The organism is Neobacillus niacini, assembly GCF_031457145.1.
Taxonomy (GTDB): domain Bacteria; phylum Bacillota; class Bacilli; order Bacillales; family Cytobacillaceae; genus Neobacillus; species Neobacillus niacini_J.
Window position 1 is genome coordinate 366,696 of the sequence record NZ_JAVDVZ010000003.1, and the last position, 22,301, is coordinate 388,996.

Below are 22,301 nucleotides of genomic sequence, written 5' to 3' on the forward strand. Positions count from 1 at the left end.
CTATTTTCTATGAGGTTTATGTCAACTATATGCCAGTTGAACCGACCGATGGTCACATCATGTTGTTTGCTTCTATTAATAAAAAGCTGCAAATTAAATGCAATACTGTCTTTTCATCTTCAAACGATAAGTCAAAAAGATCTCTTATGTAGTTTAAACGGTAGGATAAAGTATTGCGATGAATCGATAGTTGTGTAGCAGTAGTATTTCTATTACAAATACTCATTATATAGGTCCGAAGTGTATTATAGTATTCGGCATTATTCTCTAGATCATATTTACGAATTTGATCCAAAATAGGATGAATATAAATCTTAGGTATATCCTTGCCGGTAAATTGCAGAAACATTTGCATAGGGGCATAATCCATGAAGGTTCCCAATGATGTATCTTTCTTAGCAATGGCAATCTTTGCGGTCAGCAGTGCTTGGCGATATCTCAAATGAATTTCATCCAATTGACTAAAACAATCGCACCTTCCACTTATTAAATCATGCTTTTCAAGAATATTTATGATTTCAGTTGTTAAACTGCTATTTTGTAATTTCCCCTTGTTTACGTAAACCCCGCCTATTAGAGTAACCATGCAATCTTCATATAAAACTGAAACAACATTCCGGTACCTCTGAGCAAACTCTATAACTAAATAACTCGCAAACGCCTTATGCGAAGCCTTGTTTTCATTAGGTGTTGTAATAAGAATATAATTTCCAGCTATTTTATGCTGTAACCGTTCCCTAGCAATATGTTTTTCAGAAAAGGAAACGGAAGGATCAAGTAAATCTAATAGATAGGTTGAAAAGGAAGAAGACCAATTGCCGTATAAGCTTTGCCGCTTGGTAATTTCAATTCTTAGTGTATCAATAAATATTTGTGCAATTTCAAGATCATCATCTTCCAAGGGCTGATCCATCAGGAAAATGGCTATATGTCCTAGAATCTGCTTATGATTTGTGATCTCTCCAAAGATACGAGGACAATCTTCTACAATTCCCCAGTCTGCATAAAAGGGTTTATACATATCAACATGATCATTTAAGTACTTGACTTGGTATTCCCAAATTGTTTCTGCCGGAAGTATTTTATTCTCAAACATATGGTCCCATATCGCGTTTCCAATAGATGCTTTAGGAAATTGACAAATAAGATGATAATTGGCATCCGTCACGAGTACAGGTCTGTTAAAAACCTGATTGGCTGCCACAACTATCCTCTCAATCCCTCCTTCCATAAGAGCATTATAAAAAAGTCGATATGCCATATTTAAACGGCCAAAATTTTTCTGATTCTCCATCTTGTTTGCACTCTCCTTGGTCATTTTGCACAAATCCATGACTCAATTTGTGACAAACAGAACTATACAAATATAATGGCGAAGACTTAGAATGTGAATATATTAACAAACTTTTTAAGCGTTTTCTATAACTTCTGGGTAAAGTCATTATTTCGTCATTAATAACCGTAAGGAGGAAAAAAAGATGAATTTTGAAGCTACTTTTAAACCTATGTATGTTGGAAGTATGTTAGTGAAAAACAGACTTGTTGTCCCTGCAATGGATTCTCACATGCCTGATGAAAATGGGATGATTGGCGAAGATGCCCTCAATTATTATGGTGCCAGAGCTCGCGGCGGTTTTGGAATGATCATCGTAGAAATTGCTGCAGTACAAAAATCAGGGATTGGTATGCCCCATGAAATTAACATTTACGATGATACTAGTATTCCAGGTTTAACAGCCCTTGCAAGCAGAATCAAACACTATGGTTCTCGTGCCGTTATACAACTTCATCATGCGGGACGTGAAACGGTTGCGGCAATGGCAGGACAACAGCCTGTCGCTCCTTCAAGTGTTCCTTGTCCAACAAATCGTGAAACTCCTCATGAAATGACGACTCTAGAGGTTTATGAACTGATACAAGACTATATAGATGCAAGTGTACGTGCTCAAAAGGCAGGTTTTGATGCTGTTGAGATCCATGCGGCCCACGGGTATATGGGAGGGCAGTTCCTAAGTCCCCGATCCAATCGCCGTATTGATGAATTTGGCGGCAGTATTGAAGGACGAGCCTATTTCTTAAAATTAATTGTCGAGGGAATAAAGGCTGCCTGTGGTAAGGATTATCCAGTCATTGTTCGTATAAGTACAGATGAATCTAGAATTGGCGGTATTCAGCTAAACGAATCTATTATTCATGCACAATTGCTGGAAGCATATGGATATGACGCTATCCATTTATCCGCTGGTACATACGGTGCATGGGATACGATTGTTCCACCGCCTGATGCACAACAAGGATGGAACCTGTCTGCCACTAAAGTCATAAAATCTGCCGTTACCATTCCAGTCATTGCAGTTGGCCGTTATACGGATCCTTATTTCATTAATTTAGCGATTACACGCGGTGATACGGATTTTATTTCTTTAGGAAGACAATCCATTGCTGATCCTGATTTTCCAAATAAAATGTTTTCTGGCGAATTAATGGACATTGTGCCATGTTTAAGCTGTACTCAACGCTGTATGAGTTTTAACGACCCATCCACACTACAAGAAGGAGACTATGGCGTGTCCTGCTTGTTGAACCCAATGAGCAATGACCGTCCAGATGTCAGATTGAATACAGCCGCTCAACCCAAAAAGGTCATGGTAATCGGTGCTGGCCCGGCGGGACTGGAAGCTGCTTGGGTAGCTGCTAAAAGAGGGCACACCGTTACTTTATACGAAAAAGGTCCGAAATCTAGAGCAGGCGGCCAGTTCCTAATTGCGGCTTATCCTCCATTTAAACAGGATTTAACGCGAGCCATCCGTTATTATTTAAATATGTGTGAAAAATATGGTGTTGAAATGGTGTTTGAAAAAGAAGTCGATGCAGCTTTTATCGCTGAGAAGAAACCGGATGTAGTGATTGTTGCCACTGGTGCCACCCCATTAAAACCTGCTATTCCTGGCATTTCGGGTGAAAATGTAAAACAGGCAATAAATGTTCTTCTTGGTGAACCAGTAAAGGGAAATGTACTAGTCATAGGCGGTGGTCTTGTTGGTGTCGAAACGGCAGAGTATTGTACAGATTACTGTAATAAGGTTACTATTGTCGAAATGAAACCTGAGATTGCATCTGAACTGTATTTGACAGTTCGAGACAGTTTGCTTCGCCGTTTTAAACACGAGGAGATTGAAGTTCATACCAATACAAGGGTTATTGAAATTGCAGAAAATGGGATTGTTTGTGAAGAAAACGGAGTGCAAAAAGTATTAGATGGATATGACTCCATTATCCTAGCATTGGGAGCTAAAGCTTATAACCCATTTGAGCAATTGAACGACCTTGCTCCAGAGGTCTATACCATCGGAGATGCAAAACAAGCACGCTCGGCATTAGAAGCTATTTATGAAGGCTTCAGAATTGCACAAGCTATATAACATTTAACAAGTGTCTGGTCACTCCATCAAATTGTCATAAACATCGACAATTCTGGTGGTGCCAGCCACTTATTTGTCGTTTGGAGATGATTGGGATATGTTAGATACTTGGTAAATCTTCATAAAAGGGTTTGAATTTCATAGCCTTCAAAAACCTTCCTTGGATAGAAACCTGCTTCAATGCAGAGATTTTCTATTAAATCATGTAAAGCTGTTTGAGGTTTGAAATGGATAAATGGATCGTCAGCTACTTGAATCATCGACAAAATTCGAGTACTTTCATTATTTTTACAATTATGGCTAAAATTATTTGACATTATGTATCAAAATACACATCTGATATTCCAATATTGTGGTATCCTATCAATATATTAACTTTTGGAGGTTAAGAGCTATGCAACTCACTTTAGAAAACCCAAAAAATACCAAAAGTGACAGTCTACCATTCTCAAGAAATAATCCATTTCAGGCGAAGGTTCTAAAAAATATTAATTTAAATGGAACAGGCTCTAGTAAGGAAACAAGACATATTGAATTATCATTAAAAGGTTCTGGTCTTACTTATGCACCTGGTGATGCACTTGGCATTGTCCCTGCAAATGATCCGGAGCTTGTGGCAGCCCTTCTAGAGGAAATGGTATGGGATAAAGATACGGCTGTAATTATTAATAAGCAAGGTGAGACACTTCCACTTAAGGAAGCGTTATCAGCTTACTTTGAAATTACACTGCTGACGAAGAAAATTTTACAACAGGCAGTAGTATTCACAGATAACGAAGAGTTACACAAACTTGTGTTGGTTGAAAATGTAAACCAATTAAAGGAATATTGCTATGGGCGCGATTTGCTTGATATGTTACGAGATTTTGGACCATGGAAGGCTTCTGCCCAGGAAATCGTCTCTTTATTAAGAAAAATGACACCCCGTCTTTATTCTATTGCAAGCAGCATGACAGCTAATCCTGATGAGGTTCATCTAACTATTGGTGCTGTTCGTTACACCGCGTACGAACGAGGCCGAAAAGGTGTTTGTTCTGTCTTATGTGCAGAACGTGTTCAAGAAGGGGATACTCTTCCAATCTTTGTGCAGCCGAATAAACATTTCTATTTGCCGGAATCACAAGATAAAGATATTATTATGGTTGGTCCAGGAACAGGCATTGCACCATTCCGTTCATTTATCCAGGAACGTGCAGTAACTAAAGCAACTGGACGGTCATGGCTATTTTTTGGAGATCAGCATGCAGCGTCAGATTTCCTCTATCAAAATGAATTGGAAAAATATCAACAGGATGGGGTCTTGACAAGACTTGATTCTGCCTTCTCCCGTGATTCGGCTCAAAAAGTTTACGTTCAACATAAAATGCTTGAAAACAGCAAGGAATTATTTGAGTGGTTTGAAAATGGGGCTTATTTCTACGTTTGTGGGGATAAAGAACGGATGGCGAAAGACGTTAATGAAGCACTTATTAGCGTGATTGAAAAAGAAGGTTCTTTTGACCGCGTGGCAGCCGAGGCGTATCTAAAAGATATGCAGAAGCAAGGGCGTTATCAACGTGATGTGTATTAAGCAGTTATGTATAGAAATCTAAAGCCTTTTAGAAAGAAATCCTTCGTTCCGTGGTTGGTTCGGAGGGTTTCTTTTTTACATTTACATGAGGATGCAATATTACAACCTAATGCTTATTTTCCTTTTTACAAAGCCATGGGGATTTGTCGTCAATCAAGGCATTGAGGACAAAACGTGAGAGAGCGCCTGGAGGATTAGTCCTCAATCGGGGGTATTGAGGACAAAACTTACGAGAGCGCCTGTAGGATTAGTCCTCAATCAAGGGTATTGAGGACAAAACTTACGAGAGCGCCCGTAGGATTAGTCCTCAATCAAGGGTATTGAGGACAAAACTTACGAGAGCGCCCGTAGGATTAGTCCTCAATCAGGGGTATTGAGGACAAAACGTGAGAGAGCGCCTGGAGGATTAGTCCTCAATCGGGGGTATTGAGGACAAAACTTACGAGAGCGCCCGTAGGATTAGTCCTCAATCAAGGGTATTGAGGACAAAACTTACGAGACGCCCGTAGGATTAGTCCTCAATCAAGGGTATTGAGGACTAAACATACGAGAGTGCGCGTAGGATTAGTCCTCAATCAGGGGTATTGAGGACAAAACGTGAGAGAGCGCCTGGAGGATTAGTCCTCAATCGGGGGTATTGAGGACAAAACGTGAGAGAGCGCCTGGAGGATTAGTCCTCAATCGGGGGTATTGAAGACAAAACTTACGAGAGCGCCCAGAGGATTAGTCCTCAATCATGTTTATTGAGAAAAGTTTTAACTATTAATCAGATAATTCATACGTGAAAAGCAGGCTAATCAATTAACCTACGATACTTTTCGATGACGGCTTCTGTCAAAATTCCTTTTTTATAAAAATGACTTACATAAATGCTAACCATCATTTCATTTTCTTCCGTAATCTTCATTTTTGATAATACCCGATTGATAATGTCCTCTAGTTGTGTCGGATTAGCATACATTGTATTCCATGCACGCACTTGTAATTCTAACTCATCACTTAAGGCTGCTTCTTCGATATCTACAGTTGGGACAGGTTCGTTAAATTGCTCATACGGATCTTCGTATACATCTGTGTATATGAACTTAATTGGATTATTCTCTCCTAAATCATAGGTAAAACGTTCATTCCCTACTGTAATAACCATTTCATTTTGTCCAAATTCAATATTTCCGTTTTCTAGTGTCATAGTTTCCGATAATGACTTAATATCACACTTCACATCCGGTGTAATCAACCAATAGCATTAATCTGGATTTAACTGTGCAACGTATTCAGCAAGTGATGTCTCGTCAATCTTTCCTTCATCACTCAATGTCGCATATGCAACCGGACGATAATAATACTGGGCGTCCATATTTTTCATTGTAATTGTCCACTCAGCATCAGGACATTCAAACAACACACGGAACGCAAATCCAACATCCGTTTTCTGTAACTCGTAGTAAATGAACCATTGCCCAAACTGGATTGGTTCATCGGTTTCTTCAGTTGTAACATTTTGAAAAGTGAAATGAATAAGAGATTTTGATGAAAACCCACCATCTGTATTGATGTAAAGATGAAGCGAATCTCCTTCTCGTTCAATTCGCTCGATGGTTGAATCATGCAAACTTTCCGCAAAGACATCCTGAACCGTAGTTGGTAAATATGTAACGCTCTGCTGTGTCTGTTCATATGCAGCATCTAAAATTTGTTCGAATTCCTTGCATGCTTCTTGAGCCCATTGTAAGTAATCTTCGCGAACTGATATTGGTAATGTCGGTTGATTTAATGTTCCATTTTCCACGTAAAAAACAAATTGGTTTGGCAAGACTTCTAGCAATTCCTTTTTTACTTCTTCAAGCTCCTGTTTTAAACGCGCACTGAGATCTTCTCCTTCTTCCTTTGCTTCAATTAATGCATTTTCCCAGTCTTCATCTGATTCAGGAATGGGTAGAGTATTACATTTTAAAAATTTTTCTTTTACTTCTTTCGATAGATTCCACATCATATCACCTCAGGAGGAGTTGGTATCATAACTTTATTGATTGACCTTAACAAAACGTAATTATTGGTATCATAGCAGAGTTTTTGTAAATGTAGAAACAAGTATTTCAATATTCAATTTCCTAGAATAATAGAAGCGGTATAGTAGAAAGTTCAGTAATAAGAAAACTATTCTGTGAATTGGCACTTTTTGGGTTATTCATAAATCGACAATTCTTTACATTAAATTTACAATATTTTAATAGTGGAAATATATAATTCTATAGGGAAGTGTTTGTTGCGTATTTGGAAATAGAAATAGAAGAGTTCGGCATACATAATCGACACTGATGATGTTCAGTCCGATAAAAACATTACAAACGCAACAATTCAACACATGCACTTATTGCTACAAACTAAAAGGAGGAGGAGAAACATGAAAAGAAAACTTAATTTCATGAGTAAGAAAAAATGGCAAAAGCCTTTTAACGTATTATTATCGGCAAGCTTATTAACAAGCATAGTCGGTCCTACATTTGCATCTCCGGTAGAGGCTGCAACAAATAATACAACGGATCTGATTATTTCGGAGTATATTGAAGGAACAAGTTTTAACAAAGCTATTGAGCTATACAATGGAACAGGTCAAGAGATTGATCTAAGTAATTATACTCTAGAACACTATAATAATAGTGGAAGTGCAACTACTGGAGCTACCACGACGGAAAAGGTTTTAAAATTAGCAGGGAAACTTGCAGATGGTGATACATATGTGATATCACGCGAGGATGCTGATCCAGCTATTACAGCAGTAACAGATTTGGTGGATACAAGCAAAGATATAATAAATTTCAATGGTAATGATCAAATTGTCCTTAAGAAAAATGGAAATGTCGTTGATTCAATTGGACAAGTTGGATCAGTGGCAAATTCCCTTGCGGATGTATCTCTAGTTAGAAATAGTGATATCTTAATAGGCGATACAATTATTGACGATGCTTTTGATCCAACAAAAGAATGGACCAACTTAGGTAAAAATATTTTTACCAATATTGGTCAGCATACACTAGGAGATTCTAGCCCAGAAGTACCTGAAGCACCACTAGAAACTATAACAGTCGCAAAAGCTCGTGAAGCCGAAGTTGGTGCAACAGTAACCATTGAAGGTATTGCTACAACTAAAAATGGACTTTGGGGTTATGATACTTTCTATATGCAAGATGATACAGCTGGTATGCTCATTTACGGTAGCCCAAAAGATGTTCAACCTGGGGATAAAGTAAAAATCACTGGAAAGTTATTAACATATAAGAACGAATTAGAGCTTCAACCGACTAGCATGGAAATTATCTCCTCTGGTAACAATCTACCAGAAGCTCAAGTTACAGCTCCAACAGCAATTAACGATGCTACTCAAGGTGAATTAATTAAATTAGAGAATAGTACAATTACTGATCTCCAAAGTGACAGCTATGGAACTGCTACTTTCCAAGCAAAGACGGAAAATGGTGAAATGGTACGAGTAATTCATGATAATCGTACAGGTTCTGATTATAATGAACTCATTAAATTCTATAATGAAGGCGATAAAGTTCATTTAACAGGCATTGGATCGATTGATAATACTGGGTATCTTGTAAAAACTTTCGGTCTAGAAAGCTATGATTTAGTAAACAAACCTGCAGTTTATGTAGCCCAAGCACAAGGAACAGTACCAGCAGGTACAAAAATTGAATTGAAATCTGGTATTGAAGGTGCTGAGATTTATTACACAACTGATGGTTCAGTGCCAACAAAACAAAGTGCTAAATATGTTGAACCTATTGAATTAAAGTCTGGAGACACCACCATTAAAGCAATTGCTGTTAATGGTCAAAATACAAGTGAAGTGTTTAGCTTTATTTATACTATTCTAAATACTGATAATGTAACCATTCGTGATGTTCAAGGAAAAGGACATGTTTCAAAATATGACGGATCCTCAGTTACGGATATTACGGGTGTTATTACTCATGTTGTTAGTGGAACAACTTTTATCATTCAAGATGTTGATAACGCAGACGATGACAATACAACATCAGAAGCTATTCAAATATATAAGTCATCTCATGGTATGTCTGTAGGTGATAAAGTAACAGTTGATGGAATAGTGGAAGAAAATGGTGGCGGTGCTAACCTATCTAAAACACAGATAAAAGCAAGTGCAGTAACGAAAACAGGAACAGCTGAGTTACCAGCACCACTGGTAGTTGGTAAAGACATCATGCCTCCAAACAAGATCATTGATAATGATAAAATGACATCATTTGATCCAAACGAAGATGGTATTGATTTCTGGGAATCTGTAGAATTTATGCGAGTTTCATTCCCAAATGCGAAAGTAGTCGGACCTCCATACTCTGGCGATGTTCCGATTGTAGTAGAAAGCACAACAAATAATGTATTTAATGTTAACGGTGGTCTTAATATCGCAGCTGATGATTATAACCCTGAAAGAGTTTTCCTAGATAATGTTGGTAGCAAAAATTACCAATCAGGTGATCAATTTAAGGGCGATGTTATTGGTGTCATTTCTTATTCAAGTACTGGCTACCAACTATTAACAGACAAAGATAAATTACCTGAAGTGAACAAATTTGATTTAAAACCAGAAGTTTCTAATATTGAATTTGCAGAAGATAAATTAACAGTTGCTGCTTACAATATTGAAAACTTCTCAAATAACAAATCAAACACACCAGATGATAAAGTAGCTAGAATTGCTAAATCATTTGTAGAAAATATGAAATCTCCAGACATTATTACTCTTGTAGAAGTACAAGATAATGACGGGGAAACTGATTCAGGTAGTACAGATGCATCAGAAAGTTACAAACGTTTAATTGAAGCAATCAAAGTTGCTGGTGGTCCTACTTACAAATGGACAGATGTTGCTCCTGTAAACAATGACAACGGTGGAGCACCTGGTGGTAATATCCGTGTAGGTTATCTTTATAATCCTGAACGCGTTTCATTAGTTGAAGGAACAGAAGGTATGGGCACCCAAGCTAATGGATGGACTGAAAATGGTAATTTAACGCTTAACCCAGGAGTAATTAATCCTGCTAAATTCCCTGATACACGTAAACCAATCGCTGCAGAATTTGAGTTCCAAGGCGAGCGAGTAGTTGTGATTGGTACTCATTTAAATTCTAAAGGTGGAGACCAATCCTTATGGGGATCTAACCAGCCGCCTAAATTAAGTTCAGAAGCGGAACGTCTTGGTTTAGCACAAGCTATTAATGACTTTATTGACAAAGGACTTGCAAAAAATCCTAATTTAAATATTGTTGTTGCTGGAGACATGAACGATTTCGAATTCACACCAGCTCTTGAAACACTTAAAGGTAATGTTTTAACAAATATGGTTGAGCAAGTACCTGCTGAAGATCGTTTCTCTTACTTCTTCCAAGGAAACAACCAAACGTTAGACCATATTTTAGTTTCAAATAACTTATTAAATGCAACCACAGCTGACATGATTCATATCAATGCGAACTTTACTGAACAAGCATCTGACCATGATCCAGTATTGGTTCAAATTGATCTAGCAAATGCAGAGAAAAAATTAAGCATTATGCACACCAATGATACCCATGCTGCTTTAGACAAAATGGCTAAAACAGTAACGGCAGTGAAAGAAGTAAGAAAAGAAAACCCAGCTGCATTACTTTTAAATGCGGGAGATGTTTTCACAGGAACTTTGTATTTCAATGAATTCCAAGGACAAGCTGACTTGGCTCTAATGAATCTTATGGGCTATGATGCCATGACATTTGGTAACCATGAGTTTGATCTAGGTTCTTCAGCTGATGGACATCAAGGTTTAGTTGACTTTATTAAGGGAGCAGAATTCCCATTTGTGAGTGCAAACGTTGGTTTCTCACAAGATAATAAATTTACAGGAATATTCAATGATTCTATTACAGCTGAAGCATTGAATGGTCAAATTTATAATGGCATTATTAAAGAAATAAATGGTGAAAAAGTGGGTATCTTTGGTTTAACAACTGCGGAAACTAAAGATCTTTCCAGCCCAGGAGCCATAACTTTTGAAGATTATAAAGTAGAAGCAGAAAAAGCAGTCGCTGCTTTTAAAGCACAAGGTGTCAACAAGATTATTGCATTAACACATATCGGATTTGACGATAATGCAGCCATTGATAACGACTTATTATTAGCTGAACAAGTTGAAGGTATTGACGTTATTGTTGGTGCACATAGTCATACTCAATTAACTAAACCAGAAGTTGTTGCAAAAGATGCAACACCAACCGTAATTGTTCAAACTGGTAATGCAAACAGCCACCTAGGTGTGCTTGATGTTGAATTTGATGGAAATGGTGTTGTAGTTGGACAAGCTGGGAAATTAATCGCTATTGATAAACAAGCTGATGATCAAGAGGCAGCAGATTTATTAGCTCCATACAAAGCTAAAGTTAATGAAGTAGCGCAAAAAGAAATCGGAGTAACAACTAAGGTAGCATTAGAAAACCCACGTACAAATGGTGATAATACAGCACCAAGTGTACGTAAAAACGAAACCATTCTAGGTAACCTTATTACGGATGGTATGCTTACAAAAGCAAAAGAATTTACAGGTAAAAATGTCATTATGGCATTGCAAAACGGCGGTGGTATCCGCTCAGCAATTGATGCTGGCCCAATCACTGTTGGTGAAGTAATTACAGTTCTTCCATTTGCTAATACTCTAGCAACCATGGATGTAACTGGTGCTGAGTTAAAAGCAGCATTTGAAATCAGCGTTGGTAAATATCCACTAGAAAATGGCGGATTCTTACATGTAGCTGGAGGCAGGGTTAAATTTGATTCATCTAAACCGGCTGGCGAACGTGTTGTATCTTTATCTTATGAAGATGCTGAAGGAAAATATGTTCAAGTAGAAGATGGCGTAACATACACAATCGCAACAAACGCCTTTACTGCTAAAGGCGGAGACGGATTTGATGTCTTTGCGAAAGCTTATGCAGAAGGACGCGTAACGGACTTAGGTTTATCTGACTGGGAAAACTTCCGTGATAATCTAGTAAGCTTAGAAACTATGCCTACAGAAATTGAAGGCAGAATTGTTGATGTAAAAGATTACTCAGAAATAACTATCATGCATACAAATGATACCCATGCAGCTTTAGACAAAATGGCTAAAACTGTAACAGCAGTAAAAAATATTAGAGCAGAAAAGCCAGATTCCTTACTTTTAAATGCAGGGGATGTTTTCACCGGAACCTTGTATTTCAATGAATTCCAAGGACAAGCTGACTTGGCTCTAATGAATCTAATGGGCTATGATGCCATGACATTCGGTAACCATGAGTTCGATCTAGGTTCTTCAGCTGATGGACATAAAGGTTTAGTTGACTTTATTAAGGGAGCAGAATTCCCATTTGTGAGTGCAAACGTTGGTTTCTCACAAGATAATAAATTTACAGGAATATTCAATGATTCTATTACAGCTGAAGCAGTGAATGGTCAAATTTATAATGGCATTATTAAAGAAATAAATGGTGAAAAAGTGGGTATCTTTGGTTTAACAACTGCGGAAACTAAAGATCTTTCCAGCCCCGGAGCCATAACTTTTGAAGATTATAAAGTAGAAGCAGAAAAAGCAGTCGCTGCTTTTAAAGCACAAGGTGTCAACAAGATTATTGCATTAACACATATCGGATTTGACGATAATGCAGCCATTGATAACGACTTATTATTAGCTGAACAAGTTGAAGGTATTGACGTTATTGTTGGTGGACATAGTCATACTCAATTAACTAAACCAGAAGTTGTTGCAAAAGATGCAACACCAACCGTAATTGTTCAAACTGGTAATGCAAACAGCCACCTAGGTGTGCTTGATGTTGAATTTGATGGAAATGGTGTTGTAGTTGGACAAGCTGGGAAATTAATCGCTATTGATAAACAAGCTGATGATCAAGAGGCAGCAGATTTATTAGCTCCATACAAAGCTAAAGTTAATGAAGTAGCGCAAAAAGAAATCGGAGTAACAACTAAGGTAGCATTAGAAAACCCACGTACAAATGGTGATAATACAGCACCAAGTGTACGTAAAAACGAAACCATTCTAGGTAACCTTATTACGGATGGTATGCTTACAAAAGCAAAAGAATTTACAGGTAAAAATGTCATTATGGCATTGCAAAACGGCGGTGGTATTCGCTCAGCAATTGATGCTGGTCCAATCACTGTTGGTGAAGTAATTACAGTTCTTCCATTTGCTAATACTCTAGCAACCATGGATGTGACTGGTGCTGAGTTAAAAGCAGCATTTGAAATCAGCGTTGGTAAATATCCTCTAGAAAATGGCGGTTTCTTACACGTAGCCGGTGGGAAAGTGGAATTTGATTCTACAAAACCAGCAGGAGAACGTGTAGTATCTGTAAAGTATTTAGACCAAAATGGTAACTATATTGAAGTTCAAGACGGAGAAACTTACACAGTAGCAACTAATGCCTTCACAGCTAAAGGCGGAGATGGTTTTAATGTCTTTGCGAAAGCATATGAAGAAGGACGTGTAACAGACTTAGGTCTATCTGATTGGGAAAACTTCAGAGATCATCTAGTAAGCTTAGAAACTATACCAACAAAAGTTGAAGGTCGAGTTGTAGATGTAAATGATAAACCAGGTGAAGAACCAGGTGAAGAACCAGGTGAAGAACCAGGTGAAAACCCAGGCGAAGAACCAGGTAATAAACCGGGAGAAAACCCAGGTAATAAACCGGGAGAAAACCCAGGTAATAAACCAGGCGAAAACCCAGGTAATAAACCGGGAGAAAACCCAGGCAATAAACCGGGAGAAAACCCAGGTAATAAACCAGGCGAAAACCCAGGTAATAAACCAGGCGAAAACCCAGGTAATAAACCAGGTGAAAACCCAGGCAATAAACCAGATAAGACAAAAGAAATAAAAGCGTCAGTGGCTAAAAAAGATAACAAGTATACAATTAGTAAAGATGCACTTAAAAATCTTGAAAACGAAGCAATCGTTGTTGTTGATGTTGATAACAAATTGAATGCAACATTAACACTTACAAAAGAACAAATTAAAGCTTTAAAAGATGCTAGTGCAGCAATTCAAGTAAGCAATGGAAATGTAGATGTACAAATTCCTGCTTCTATCCTGCCATTAGCAGAAAATCTTGATATTAAAGTGAAGAAAATGAATGCCACTGGTTCACTAGGTGTTTATGACTTTACAATTGAAGCTGATGGCATAGTGTATCATAAGTTTAATGAAAAGGTTAAACTTACATTCAAAGTGGATCCAAAACAAATTAAAAATCCTAAAAATGTAAAAGTTTACTATTGGAATGAAGAAGCAAAAAAATGGGAATCAATCGGTGGAGAATACAAAAATGGTGAAGTTACAGCTTATACTGATCACTTCAGCACGTATGGTGTATTCGATGGCGAACCAGATACTAATAAGATTCCAACTCAAGCTGATCATGAACTTCCGAATACAGCTACTAACAACTTTAACATTTTACTAGCAGGATTAATGCTAGTTCTATCTGGTGGGATTTTATACTTCGTTAAAAGAAGAAAAACTATTTCAAAGCAATAGCTAATAATTATTAGTTGTTTATAAGTAAATGAAAAAAGGTGGGCGTGCTAATTTGATGCACGCCACGCCTTTTTCTTCGTCATTTTGAATGTTTTTCCATATTTTTCGCTATAATAGAGAAGGAATAGGATTAAGCAACTAGAAATTCATAGAATAACTTTTATTTAATAGGAGGAAATCATGGGAAGATTAGTTCATTTCGAAATTCATGTGGATGACATGGATCGGGCAAAGAAGTTTTATGGAGAGGTATTTGGATGGTCATTTCAGGATTGGAGTGAGTATGCAGGAATGCCATATTTCGGAGCAGTTACTGGCAATCAAGATGAACCTGGGATCGATGGTGCTTTAATGCAGCGACAAAGTCCTCCACCACAAGCAAACCAACCTTTAAATGGATTCGCTTGTACAATGGGCGTGGAAAATTACGATGCAACGGAAGCTAAAATTATGGAGCTTGGCGGAAAGGTCGCAATGCCTAAATATGCTTTGCCAGGTATGGCATGGCAAGGATACTATATTGATACTGAAGGCAATATTTTCGGAATTCATCAACCCGATAAGAATGCAAAATAGGTTGATAGTAATATGAAATTACAAGACACGGCAGGCATGCTGGATAATGTGCGCACTATCTGTCTTGCACTGCCTGAAGCTGTTGAAGTTATTGATGGTTTCGGGCACAATACCTTTAAAATCAATAGAAAGTCCTTCGTGATCTCAGGTGAAAGCGAGAAAGGATTCAGCTTGTCTTTTAAGTCAGATCGGGAAACTCAAGAATTATTGCTGCAAAAAGAGCATTTTTACAAAACCCCACACATAGGACATCACGGCTGGGTTTCTATCCAAAATCCAGATCAGGAGGTTTGGGAAGAATTAACGGATCTAATTCAAGAAGCCTATTTACGTGCGGCGCCAAAGCGATTGGTTAAGAAATGGAATCAAAAGCCATAATGTGGCCAACAATAAACCACCGTCCATATGATCAAAGGACGGTGGTTTAATGTTTTTAAGCTTGTAAGGTAAAAAATTGAGACCAAAACAGTAGATGATTCGTACATAAATAGTGAGCCTTTATTTGGTTTGGAGCAATGCCCGGTTTGGTATTGATTGATATCGGTATTCTTTACCTTATTTTAGGAGTTTAGCATTCTTATATTGTTAGCTAGAGGAGAGAAGGGTGATAAATTGAAGATTTTTTTAGATACATTGTTTTTTATTGTCATCGGTTACTACAGCTATAAGTTTATTTTAATCTTAATAAAGATGAATCAAAATGTGATCGTACCAATGAAAATTGAGGAGCTTGCATTATTAAGAAGACATCCACAGAAAACAGTAGATCTCCCACTATACTCTAAGCAAAAATTAGGAATCGTTATGTATGGTGCCATGCTGCTATTTGTCATCGTCATGTTCATCGTAGGTATTATCATCAATAATCTCGATTGGCAGTTCTATTTATTGTTGTTTCTACCTCTGACTTATTCACATGATCTTTTTAATTTGTTCGCTTTTTCTAAGGATGGTGTTCTAAGCGGCAGCCGATTTGTTCCTTGGAAAAGAGTAAAGTCATTTCAATTCATTCCTATTGATGTAAAACATAAACTCTATGGTTATTCAACTGAAGTTAACAATAGTTATGAATTAATCATTAAGACAAAAGGCTTTTCTGTTAGAGGCATTGTTACTACTAATGAAATGAAAGAGAAGTTGACCAATATACTTAACGAACATGTTTGAAGCGTGAAAAAATTTAACAAAACTAGAAATCGCAAGGCCAAAAAAACCTTGCGTTTCTAATGATAATTCCTTATATAACTTTTGATAAAACCACTGTTTGAGTAGGAGCTAAAAGCAGTGTGTTTTTTATACTAAGTTCATATTTTATTCCATCAATAAGTAGAATTGATATTCGATTACTGGTCACTTTATCAGTAACAGAGATGGTTTCTACCTTTTTTCCTTCTTTTTCAAGGTGTGAGATAACAGCATTATGAAACTTTTGAGGCTCTTTGTACCACTTGTACCAATCATCTAACTCAAATTCAATAACATTTCCACTTTCAAATAATGATTTTTTGAGCTTTTCAAGCATAGTTAAATCACCTTTCAGATTTTTTAAAACGACCTTCTTTAACTTTATCATATTTTGGTAAAAATAATATCAACCTAATTTACATGGAAAGTAACGTAAATAGAAAAAGAGGTAAGCATTTTTCAGTGCTTACCTCTCTAATACTTCACCCAGAGAAATGATCCTATGCTTTAACTCATTATTTGAATCTAAAAAACCGATAACAATTTGATTCGCTTCTGTTATTGTGGCATATCTTAAGTGATCGTCTTCATTTATGAGGAAAGCTGCTCCTTGTTTTACTTCCAATTTCGCAAAGACACACTCTGTGTACTCAAGTGGCAGAAAATCATCTAATCCCTCTGCCGGTTCTCCAACCCATCTGAACAGAAAATCTTTCAGTGAAAATTGTTCAATCATCGATAATTTTTTCTTGAATGTTAATTTATCTACTGTTACTGTATTCAGCTTAATCACTCCTTAGATAGTAAGTAAAGCTTATACTTTCAGATTTCTAACATCAACTGTATTACCGTGACAGAGTATTTACATTTTGATTACGAGTAAATGTATAAATGATACTAGAAGTATTTCTGTAGTAATGTGCGTCCTTAATGTATACAATGGGTATAAAAAATTGGCTGATGCAGACCTTAAAAAAGACTGCCATGCTATGATTTAATCAGCAGATAATAAAAGTATTAGTTAATAAGCAAACTAGTAGAAAGCCAAAAGCAGAAAAGAGGATACGATGACAAAGGATCTTAATGAAACAGGATGGAACTTTGATAATAGTTATTCCCGTTTACCAAAAACACTTTTTACGAGTCAGAAGCCAATCCCTGTTCATTCACCAAAGATAGTCATTTTTAACGAACCATTGGCAACCTTTCTAGGGCTGAACGGGGAGACTTTACAAAGTGAAGAGGGCGCGGCAATGTTTGCGGGAAACAAAATACCTGAAGGAGCATCACCACTTGCTCAGGCTTATGCGGGGCATCAATTTGGTCATTTTACGATGTTAGGCGATGGCCGGGCTGTATTACTAGGCGAGCAGATTACACCTCAAGGTGAGAGGTATGATATCCAGCTTAAGGGTTCAGGAAGGACACCGTATTCTCGAGGTGGTGATGGTCGAGCGGCGCTTGGACCGATGCTGCGTGAATATATCATTAGTGAAGCCATGTATGCACTTGGAATTCCTACCACCCGTAGTTTAGCAGTAGTGACTGCTGGAGAATCCATCATTCGTGAAACTGAACTGCCTGGGGCGATTCTGACTCGGGTGGCTGCCAGCCATTTGCGTGTAGGCACCTTTCAATATGCTGCAAGGTGGGGGACCGAAGAGGAACTTCGGGAGCTAGCGGACTATGCAATCAAACGCCATTATCCCGAAATTGGAGATAATGAAAACCGATATCTTTCACTGCTTGAGGAAGTGATTAAGCGTCAAGCGATGCTGATTGCCAAATGGCAGCTGGTAGGCTTTATTCACGGTGTTATGAATACAGATAATATGACGATTAGTGGAGAAACGATCGATTATGGTCCATGTGCATTTATGGATACTTATGATCCGGGTACGGTCTTCAGTTCCATTGACAGGCAAGGTCGATATGCTTATGGGAATCAGCCAAATATTGGCGTATGGAATCTCGCACGGTTAGCAGAATCACTGTTGCCGCTCCTCCATGAGGATCAGGATAAGGCTGTTACAATTGCACAAGATAAGCTTTCAGAATTTGCTGGTTTATTTAAATCAAACTTCCTTGAGGGAATGAGAGCCAAACTAGGATTATTTAACGAAGAGGAAGAGGATGTAACCCTTGTTGAAAACCTCCTCAGTATGATGCAGAAGCATGATGCCGACTATACCAATTCGTTTAGAGCATTAACGACTGATTCTATAGTAACAGTTCTTCATGGAACACCAGAATTCACTCAGTGGCATGAACAGTGGGAAGCGAGACGAGATAGACAGAAGGAATCGAAGGACTCCTCAACTCAGTTAATGCGGAACAGTAATCCTGCGGTAATCCCTCGAAACCATCGGGTAGAAGAAGCCTTAGAAGCTGCTGTAAACGGGGATTACAGCGTGATGGAGCGTTTGCTGAATGTTCTCTCAAATCCTTACACGTACTCTCCTGAACAGGCTGAATACTGCTCATTGCCAGCACCCTCTGCACATCCTTATCAGACCTTTTGTGGTACTTGATCCGGAAAAATAATAACGTACAACATAGACCTTTCAGTAGAGGGGTCTATTTTTGTGGGTAGAAACTAGAAATATATAACTGTATTTGTTGAAAAAATTTCCAATATTGTTATAGTAAAAGAAATGGAAAATAATAGAGTGACGGAGGTATATTGTGAAGAAAAAGATATGGATTTGGGTTTCAGTGATTGTTGGAATACTTATTATTGCCAGCACGGGGAGTTATTATTATTTATACGCAAAAACAGATGCAAAAACTGTAGGAAATGAAATCGTTGAAATGGGGATAACTGTTCAAAAGGTGAGTGAGCAGGAATTAGTAGAATCGATTCTTGTAACGGGTAAAATAGTACCGGAAAGTGAGCAAAAGGTTTTTTTAGAGATTGAAAAAGGGGAAATTAGTGAATTTAAGGTGGCAGAAAACCAAGCAGTCAAAACTGGTGATCCTCTATTAGTCTATGATTCTTCAAAAATAGATAATGAACTTAGTAAGGCAGTTCGACAAAAAGACTTGTTACAAAGTAGGGGTAAAACAGAACAAAGCCAAATTGCCGATTTAACGAAACGATTGGCTGAAGCGAAAAAGAAATTAGACACTCAGAGTGCTCCAACTGAAGGTGTCACTGAAGGACTTGTTACACAAGAAGACGTAAACCTACTATCGAATGAAAAGGTACAACTAGAGATGCAATATGAAGGTACTAAATCTGATATTGCTTCGGCTGATGACCTTATAAAAGAACTAAATTCACAGAAAAAAGAAATGACGATTGTCAGCAAAATGGATGGAATTATCGTTAAAATAAATCAGAACGTAGCTAAAACAGAAGCCGGAGCAGCTGAACCTGTCATCCATATTATTTCCAGTCAACCATATAAAGTAATTGGGACCATGAGTGAATTCGACACGGTGAAAATTCAACAGGGGCAGCAGGTAATTATCAGACCAAAAGTTTATAAAGATCGTGAATGGAATGGAACAGTTGAATCTATCTCACAATTCCCGAGCGAAGGTGGCGGTGGAGGTGAAGAATTCGGAGGCGGTGCAGGAGGTGGCAATGTAACCATGTATCCCTTTAAGGTTGCCATTACCGATGACACTTCTGAGTTACGACAAGGCTTCCATGTTTCATTAGAAATAAAAGCAGGTAGTTCTGACAAAAAAATTGCTATACCACATCCAGCATTAGTAGACGAATCAGGAATCAAATTTGTCTACGTATTAATAGATGGTAAGCTTGAAAGACGAGAAGTTCAAACTGGAGTTATGAACGATGAGTACATAGAAGTAACGGATGGGGTAAAGCCTGAGGAACTTGTTGTTATTACACCAACAGTAGAAATGCATGATGGAATGGAAGTGACTTCATTTGATGAAGTTGAGTAATATTACTAAGGTTTACGGGAAAGGCGCATTAGAAGTGCCTGTCCTTCATGGGATCGATTTAACGATAGAAGATGGAGAGTTTGTAGCCATAATGGGCCCATCCGGATCTGGAAAATCCACATTGATGAATATTATTGGTTTTTTAGATTACCCTACCTCGGGTACATTTGAATTAAACGGGCAACAAATTGACTCTGCAAAAGAGAGTGCCCTTGCCCGACTAAGAAATGAGCACATTGGCTTTGTTTTTCAACAATTCTTCATGTTTCCAAGAGACAATGCCATTAAAAATGTTGCCTCACCACTTGTTTATGCTGGTGTTTCCAAACGGGAAAGAACTGCAAGGGCCAAAGATATGTTGACAAAGGTCGGATTAGGAGACCGGATGAAGCATTTGCCTAATCAATTATCGGGAGGGCAGAAGCAGCGTGTGGCCATCGCTAGGGCAATGGTGAATAATCCAACCATTCTGTTAGCAGATGAACCAACGGGAGCCCTTGATTCACAAACAAGCGGGCAAATCATGAAACTATTTTCACAGCTCAATGAAGAAGGAAAAACCGTTATTATTATTACCCACGAAGAAGAAATTGCGGCATATGCTAAAAGGATCATAACTATTAAAGATGGCATGATAACGGATGATCGGAAGGTGACGAAATGAATATTTGGGAGAGTTTTAAAATCGCCCTTTCGTCCATCTGGAATCATAAGATAAGGTCGATTTTAACCATGCTAGGGATCATTATCGGTGTCGCAGCTGTCATCATTATTGTTGCGATTGGACAAGGTACGAAGAAACAAATGACCGATGAATTGTTTGCAACCGATAAGAATGCCATCCAAATTTTTTATGAATACATACCACCTGAAGGTGAGGAAGGAATGTTTTGGCAGGAGCCTGAATTAACCACAGATGATGTTCAAGTGCTAGCAGATGTTCCCGGTGTTAAAGCTGTGCTTGCAACGAATCAAGGTTGGGGAATGATGAGGCATGAAGAAGTACAAGGAGATATGCAAATTACAGGTGTGGGTGCGGAATTCTTTCCTGCAAGAGACATTCAAGTAGTAGAAGGAAGGGCATTATACGCCGCAGATAATGATGGTTTGAATCGGGTAGTCCTTATTGATACCATCGCCAGGGAAAAATTCTTTAAGGAAACCGAAAATCCAATTGGTGAGATTATTGATTTAAATGATAATCCTTACAAGATTGTGGGCGTGTACGAATCACCGCTCCCTGAACAATTCCGAAATAAGGAAACAGGTGAAATGCTGATGCCGCGTTCTGTTATTTCGATGATGTTTGGTAATCGAGAAATCGAACAATTATCGGTAATTGCTAGTGATTCTGAAAACATTTCTGAGACAGGAAGACTAGCTGCTGAAACATTGACGGAGACTAAAAAGCTAGAGGATGGGCAGTATAGAACCAACAGTTTTGAGGATTATGAAAAAGAATTAAATACGGTTATTTCTTTACTCACGTTACTCATCGGGAGTATTGCCGGTATTTCTCTCTTAGTCGGCGGGATTGGTGTTATGAATATTATGCTAGTTTCGGTTACGGAAAGAACAAGAGAAATTGGACTACGTAAAGCCATTGGTGCTACAAGGAGGAAAATTCTTTTGCAATTTCTGATTGAGTCCATTACCTTAACTTCAATAGGTGGTTTAATAGGAATGGGCTTAGCGACAATTGGAAGTATCATTGTTTCAGAATTCTCACCCATTACCGCGACAATTAGTCCATTAATTGTCCTAATTGGTGTTAGCTTTTCTGCGTTAATTGGTATTATATTTGGTTTACTTCCAGCAAACAAAGCCTCTAAACTTAGTCCAATTGATGCACTTAGATACGAATAGTAAAAGATGAATAGTTACTGTATCTTCATTCCCTCAGATAAAAAATCTGGGGGATTTTTAAATTTCAATCTAATAATTATTGTTTTATAGTTATAAAGACATTGTTACAGTGTATTATTATTAATAAAGTCTGTTTTCGTAAAGATTGTTGTTAAAATCC

The 22,301-nt window shown here is 37.9% G+C and carries 16 protein-coding genes; 10 read left to right on the forward strand and 6 right to left on the reverse strand.

Going from position 1 to position 22,301, the window contains the following annotated elements; all coding sequences use genetic code 11:
- Positions 1–52: 52 nt before the first annotated feature.
- Positions 53–1,294, reverse strand: a complete 1,242-nt coding sequence (locus J2Y03_RS10820) for a PucR family transcriptional regulator (protein ID WP_310193785.1) — start codon at positions 1,292–1,294, stop codon at positions 53–55.
- Positions 1,295–1,478: 184 nt separating this feature from the next.
- On the opposite strand from J2Y03_RS10820, the gene J2Y03_RS10825 reads away from it, so the two are divergent.
- Complete coding sequence (locus J2Y03_RS10825; protein WP_310193788.1) at positions 1,479–3,422, forward strand: NAD(P)/FAD-dependent oxidoreductase; 1,944 nt, start codon at positions 1,479–1,481, stop codon at positions 3,420–3,422.
- Positions 3,423–3,541: 119 nt separating this feature from the next.
- Here J2Y03_RS10825 and J2Y03_RS10830 read toward each other — a convergent pair whose 3' ends face one another.
- A complete protein-coding gene (locus tag J2Y03_RS10830; protein WP_310193791.1) occupies positions 3,542–3,682 on the reverse strand; it encodes a type 2 periplasmic-binding domain-containing protein in 141 nt (46 codons plus the stop codon).
- 134 nt (positions 3,683–3,816) lie between these two features.
- On the opposite strand from J2Y03_RS10830, the gene J2Y03_RS10835 reads away from it, so the two are divergent.
- Positions 3,817–4,992, forward strand: a complete 1,176-nt coding sequence (locus tag J2Y03_RS10835) for a sulfite reductase subunit alpha (protein WP_310193795.1) — start codon at positions 3,817–3,819, stop codon at positions 4,990–4,992.
- Between the two features lie 793 nt (positions 4,993–5,785).
- Here the strand turns inward: J2Y03_RS10835 and J2Y03_RS10840 are convergent.
- Both J2Y03_RS10840 and J2Y03_RS10845 read right to left on the reverse strand, forming a co-directional pair.
- Positions 5,786–6,229, reverse strand: coding sequence for a hypothetical protein (locus J2Y03_RS10840; protein WP_310193798.1), 444 nt, complete (start codon positions 6,227–6,229; stop codon positions 5,786–5,788).
- Positions 6,230–6,238: 9 nt separating this feature from the next.
- Positions 6,239–6,982, reverse strand: coding sequence for a DUF4085 family protein (locus J2Y03_RS10845; RefSeq protein ID WP_310193800.1), 744 nt, complete (start codon positions 6,980–6,982; stop codon positions 6,239–6,241).
- 414 nt (positions 6,983–7,396) lie between these two features.
- On the opposite strand from J2Y03_RS10845, the gene J2Y03_RS10850 reads away from it, so the two are divergent.
- From J2Y03_RS10850 to J2Y03_RS10865, 4 genes are all read left to right on the forward strand, one after another.
- Positions 7,397–14,596 (forward strand): 5'-nucleotidase C-terminal domain-containing protein, encoded by a 7,200-nt coding sequence (locus J2Y03_RS10850; protein WP_310193802.1) that lies wholly within the window; start codon positions 7,397–7,399, stop codon positions 14,594–14,596.
- Between the two features lie 180 nt (positions 14,597–14,776).
- Positions 14,777–15,172: a VOC family protein gene (locus J2Y03_RS10855; RefSeq protein ID WP_310193805.1), complete on the forward strand. Its 396-nt coding sequence runs from the start codon at positions 14,777–14,779 to the stop codon at positions 15,170–15,172.
- Positions 15,173–15,184: 12 nt separating this feature from the next.
- Positions 15,185–15,550 (forward strand): MmcQ/YjbR family DNA-binding protein, encoded by a 366-nt coding sequence (locus J2Y03_RS10860; protein ID WP_310193807.1) that lies wholly within the window; start codon positions 15,185–15,187, stop codon positions 15,548–15,550.
- 234 nt (positions 15,551–15,784) lie between these two features.
- Positions 15,785–16,339, forward strand: a complete 555-nt coding sequence (locus J2Y03_RS10865; RefSeq protein ID WP_310193809.1) for a hypothetical protein — start codon at positions 15,785–15,787, stop codon at positions 16,337–16,339.
- A 70-nt stretch (positions 16,340–16,409) separates the two neighbouring features.
- Here the strand turns inward: J2Y03_RS10865 and J2Y03_RS10870 are convergent, their stop codons facing one another.
- Positions 16,410–16,745 carry a hypothetical protein gene (locus J2Y03_RS10870; protein ID WP_310193812.1) on the reverse strand — a complete coding sequence of 112 codons (336 nt, stop codon included), beginning with the start codon at positions 16,743–16,745 and terminating at the stop codon, positions 16,410–16,412.
- Between the two features lie 78 nt (positions 16,746–16,823).
- Positions 16,824–17,150, reverse strand: coding sequence for a hypothetical protein (locus J2Y03_RS10875; protein ID WP_310193814.1), 327 nt, complete (start codon positions 17,148–17,150; stop codon positions 16,824–16,826).
- Positions 17,151–17,424: 274 nt separating this feature from the next.
- Between J2Y03_RS10875 and J2Y03_RS10880 the strand changes: the two genes are divergently transcribed.
- The 4 genes from J2Y03_RS10880 (at position 17,425) to J2Y03_RS10895 (ending at position 22,141) form a co-directional block, all read left to right on the forward strand.
- Positions 17,425–18,888, forward strand: a complete 1,464-nt coding sequence (locus tag J2Y03_RS10880; RefSeq protein WP_310193815.1) for a protein adenylyltransferase SelO — start codon at positions 17,425–17,427, stop codon at positions 18,886–18,888.
- A 154-nt stretch (positions 18,889–19,042) separates the two neighbouring features.
- Positions 19,043–20,275, forward strand: coding sequence for an efflux RND transporter periplasmic adaptor subunit (locus J2Y03_RS10885; protein WP_310193818.1), 1,233 nt, complete (start codon positions 19,043–19,045; stop codon positions 20,273–20,275).
- A complete protein-coding gene (locus J2Y03_RS10890) occupies positions 20,259–20,939 on the forward strand; it encodes an ABC transporter ATP-binding protein (RefSeq protein WP_310193820.1) in 681 nt (226 codons plus the stop codon). The genes J2Y03_RS10885 and J2Y03_RS10890 overlap by 17 nt, the downstream gene beginning before the upstream one ends.
- Positions 20,936–22,141, forward strand: a complete 1,206-nt coding sequence (locus J2Y03_RS10895) for an ABC transporter permease (RefSeq protein WP_310193822.1) — start codon at positions 20,936–20,938, stop codon at positions 22,139–22,141. The genes J2Y03_RS10890 and J2Y03_RS10895 overlap by 4 nt, the downstream gene beginning before the upstream one ends.
- Positions 22,142–22,301 lie beyond the last annotated feature (160 nt).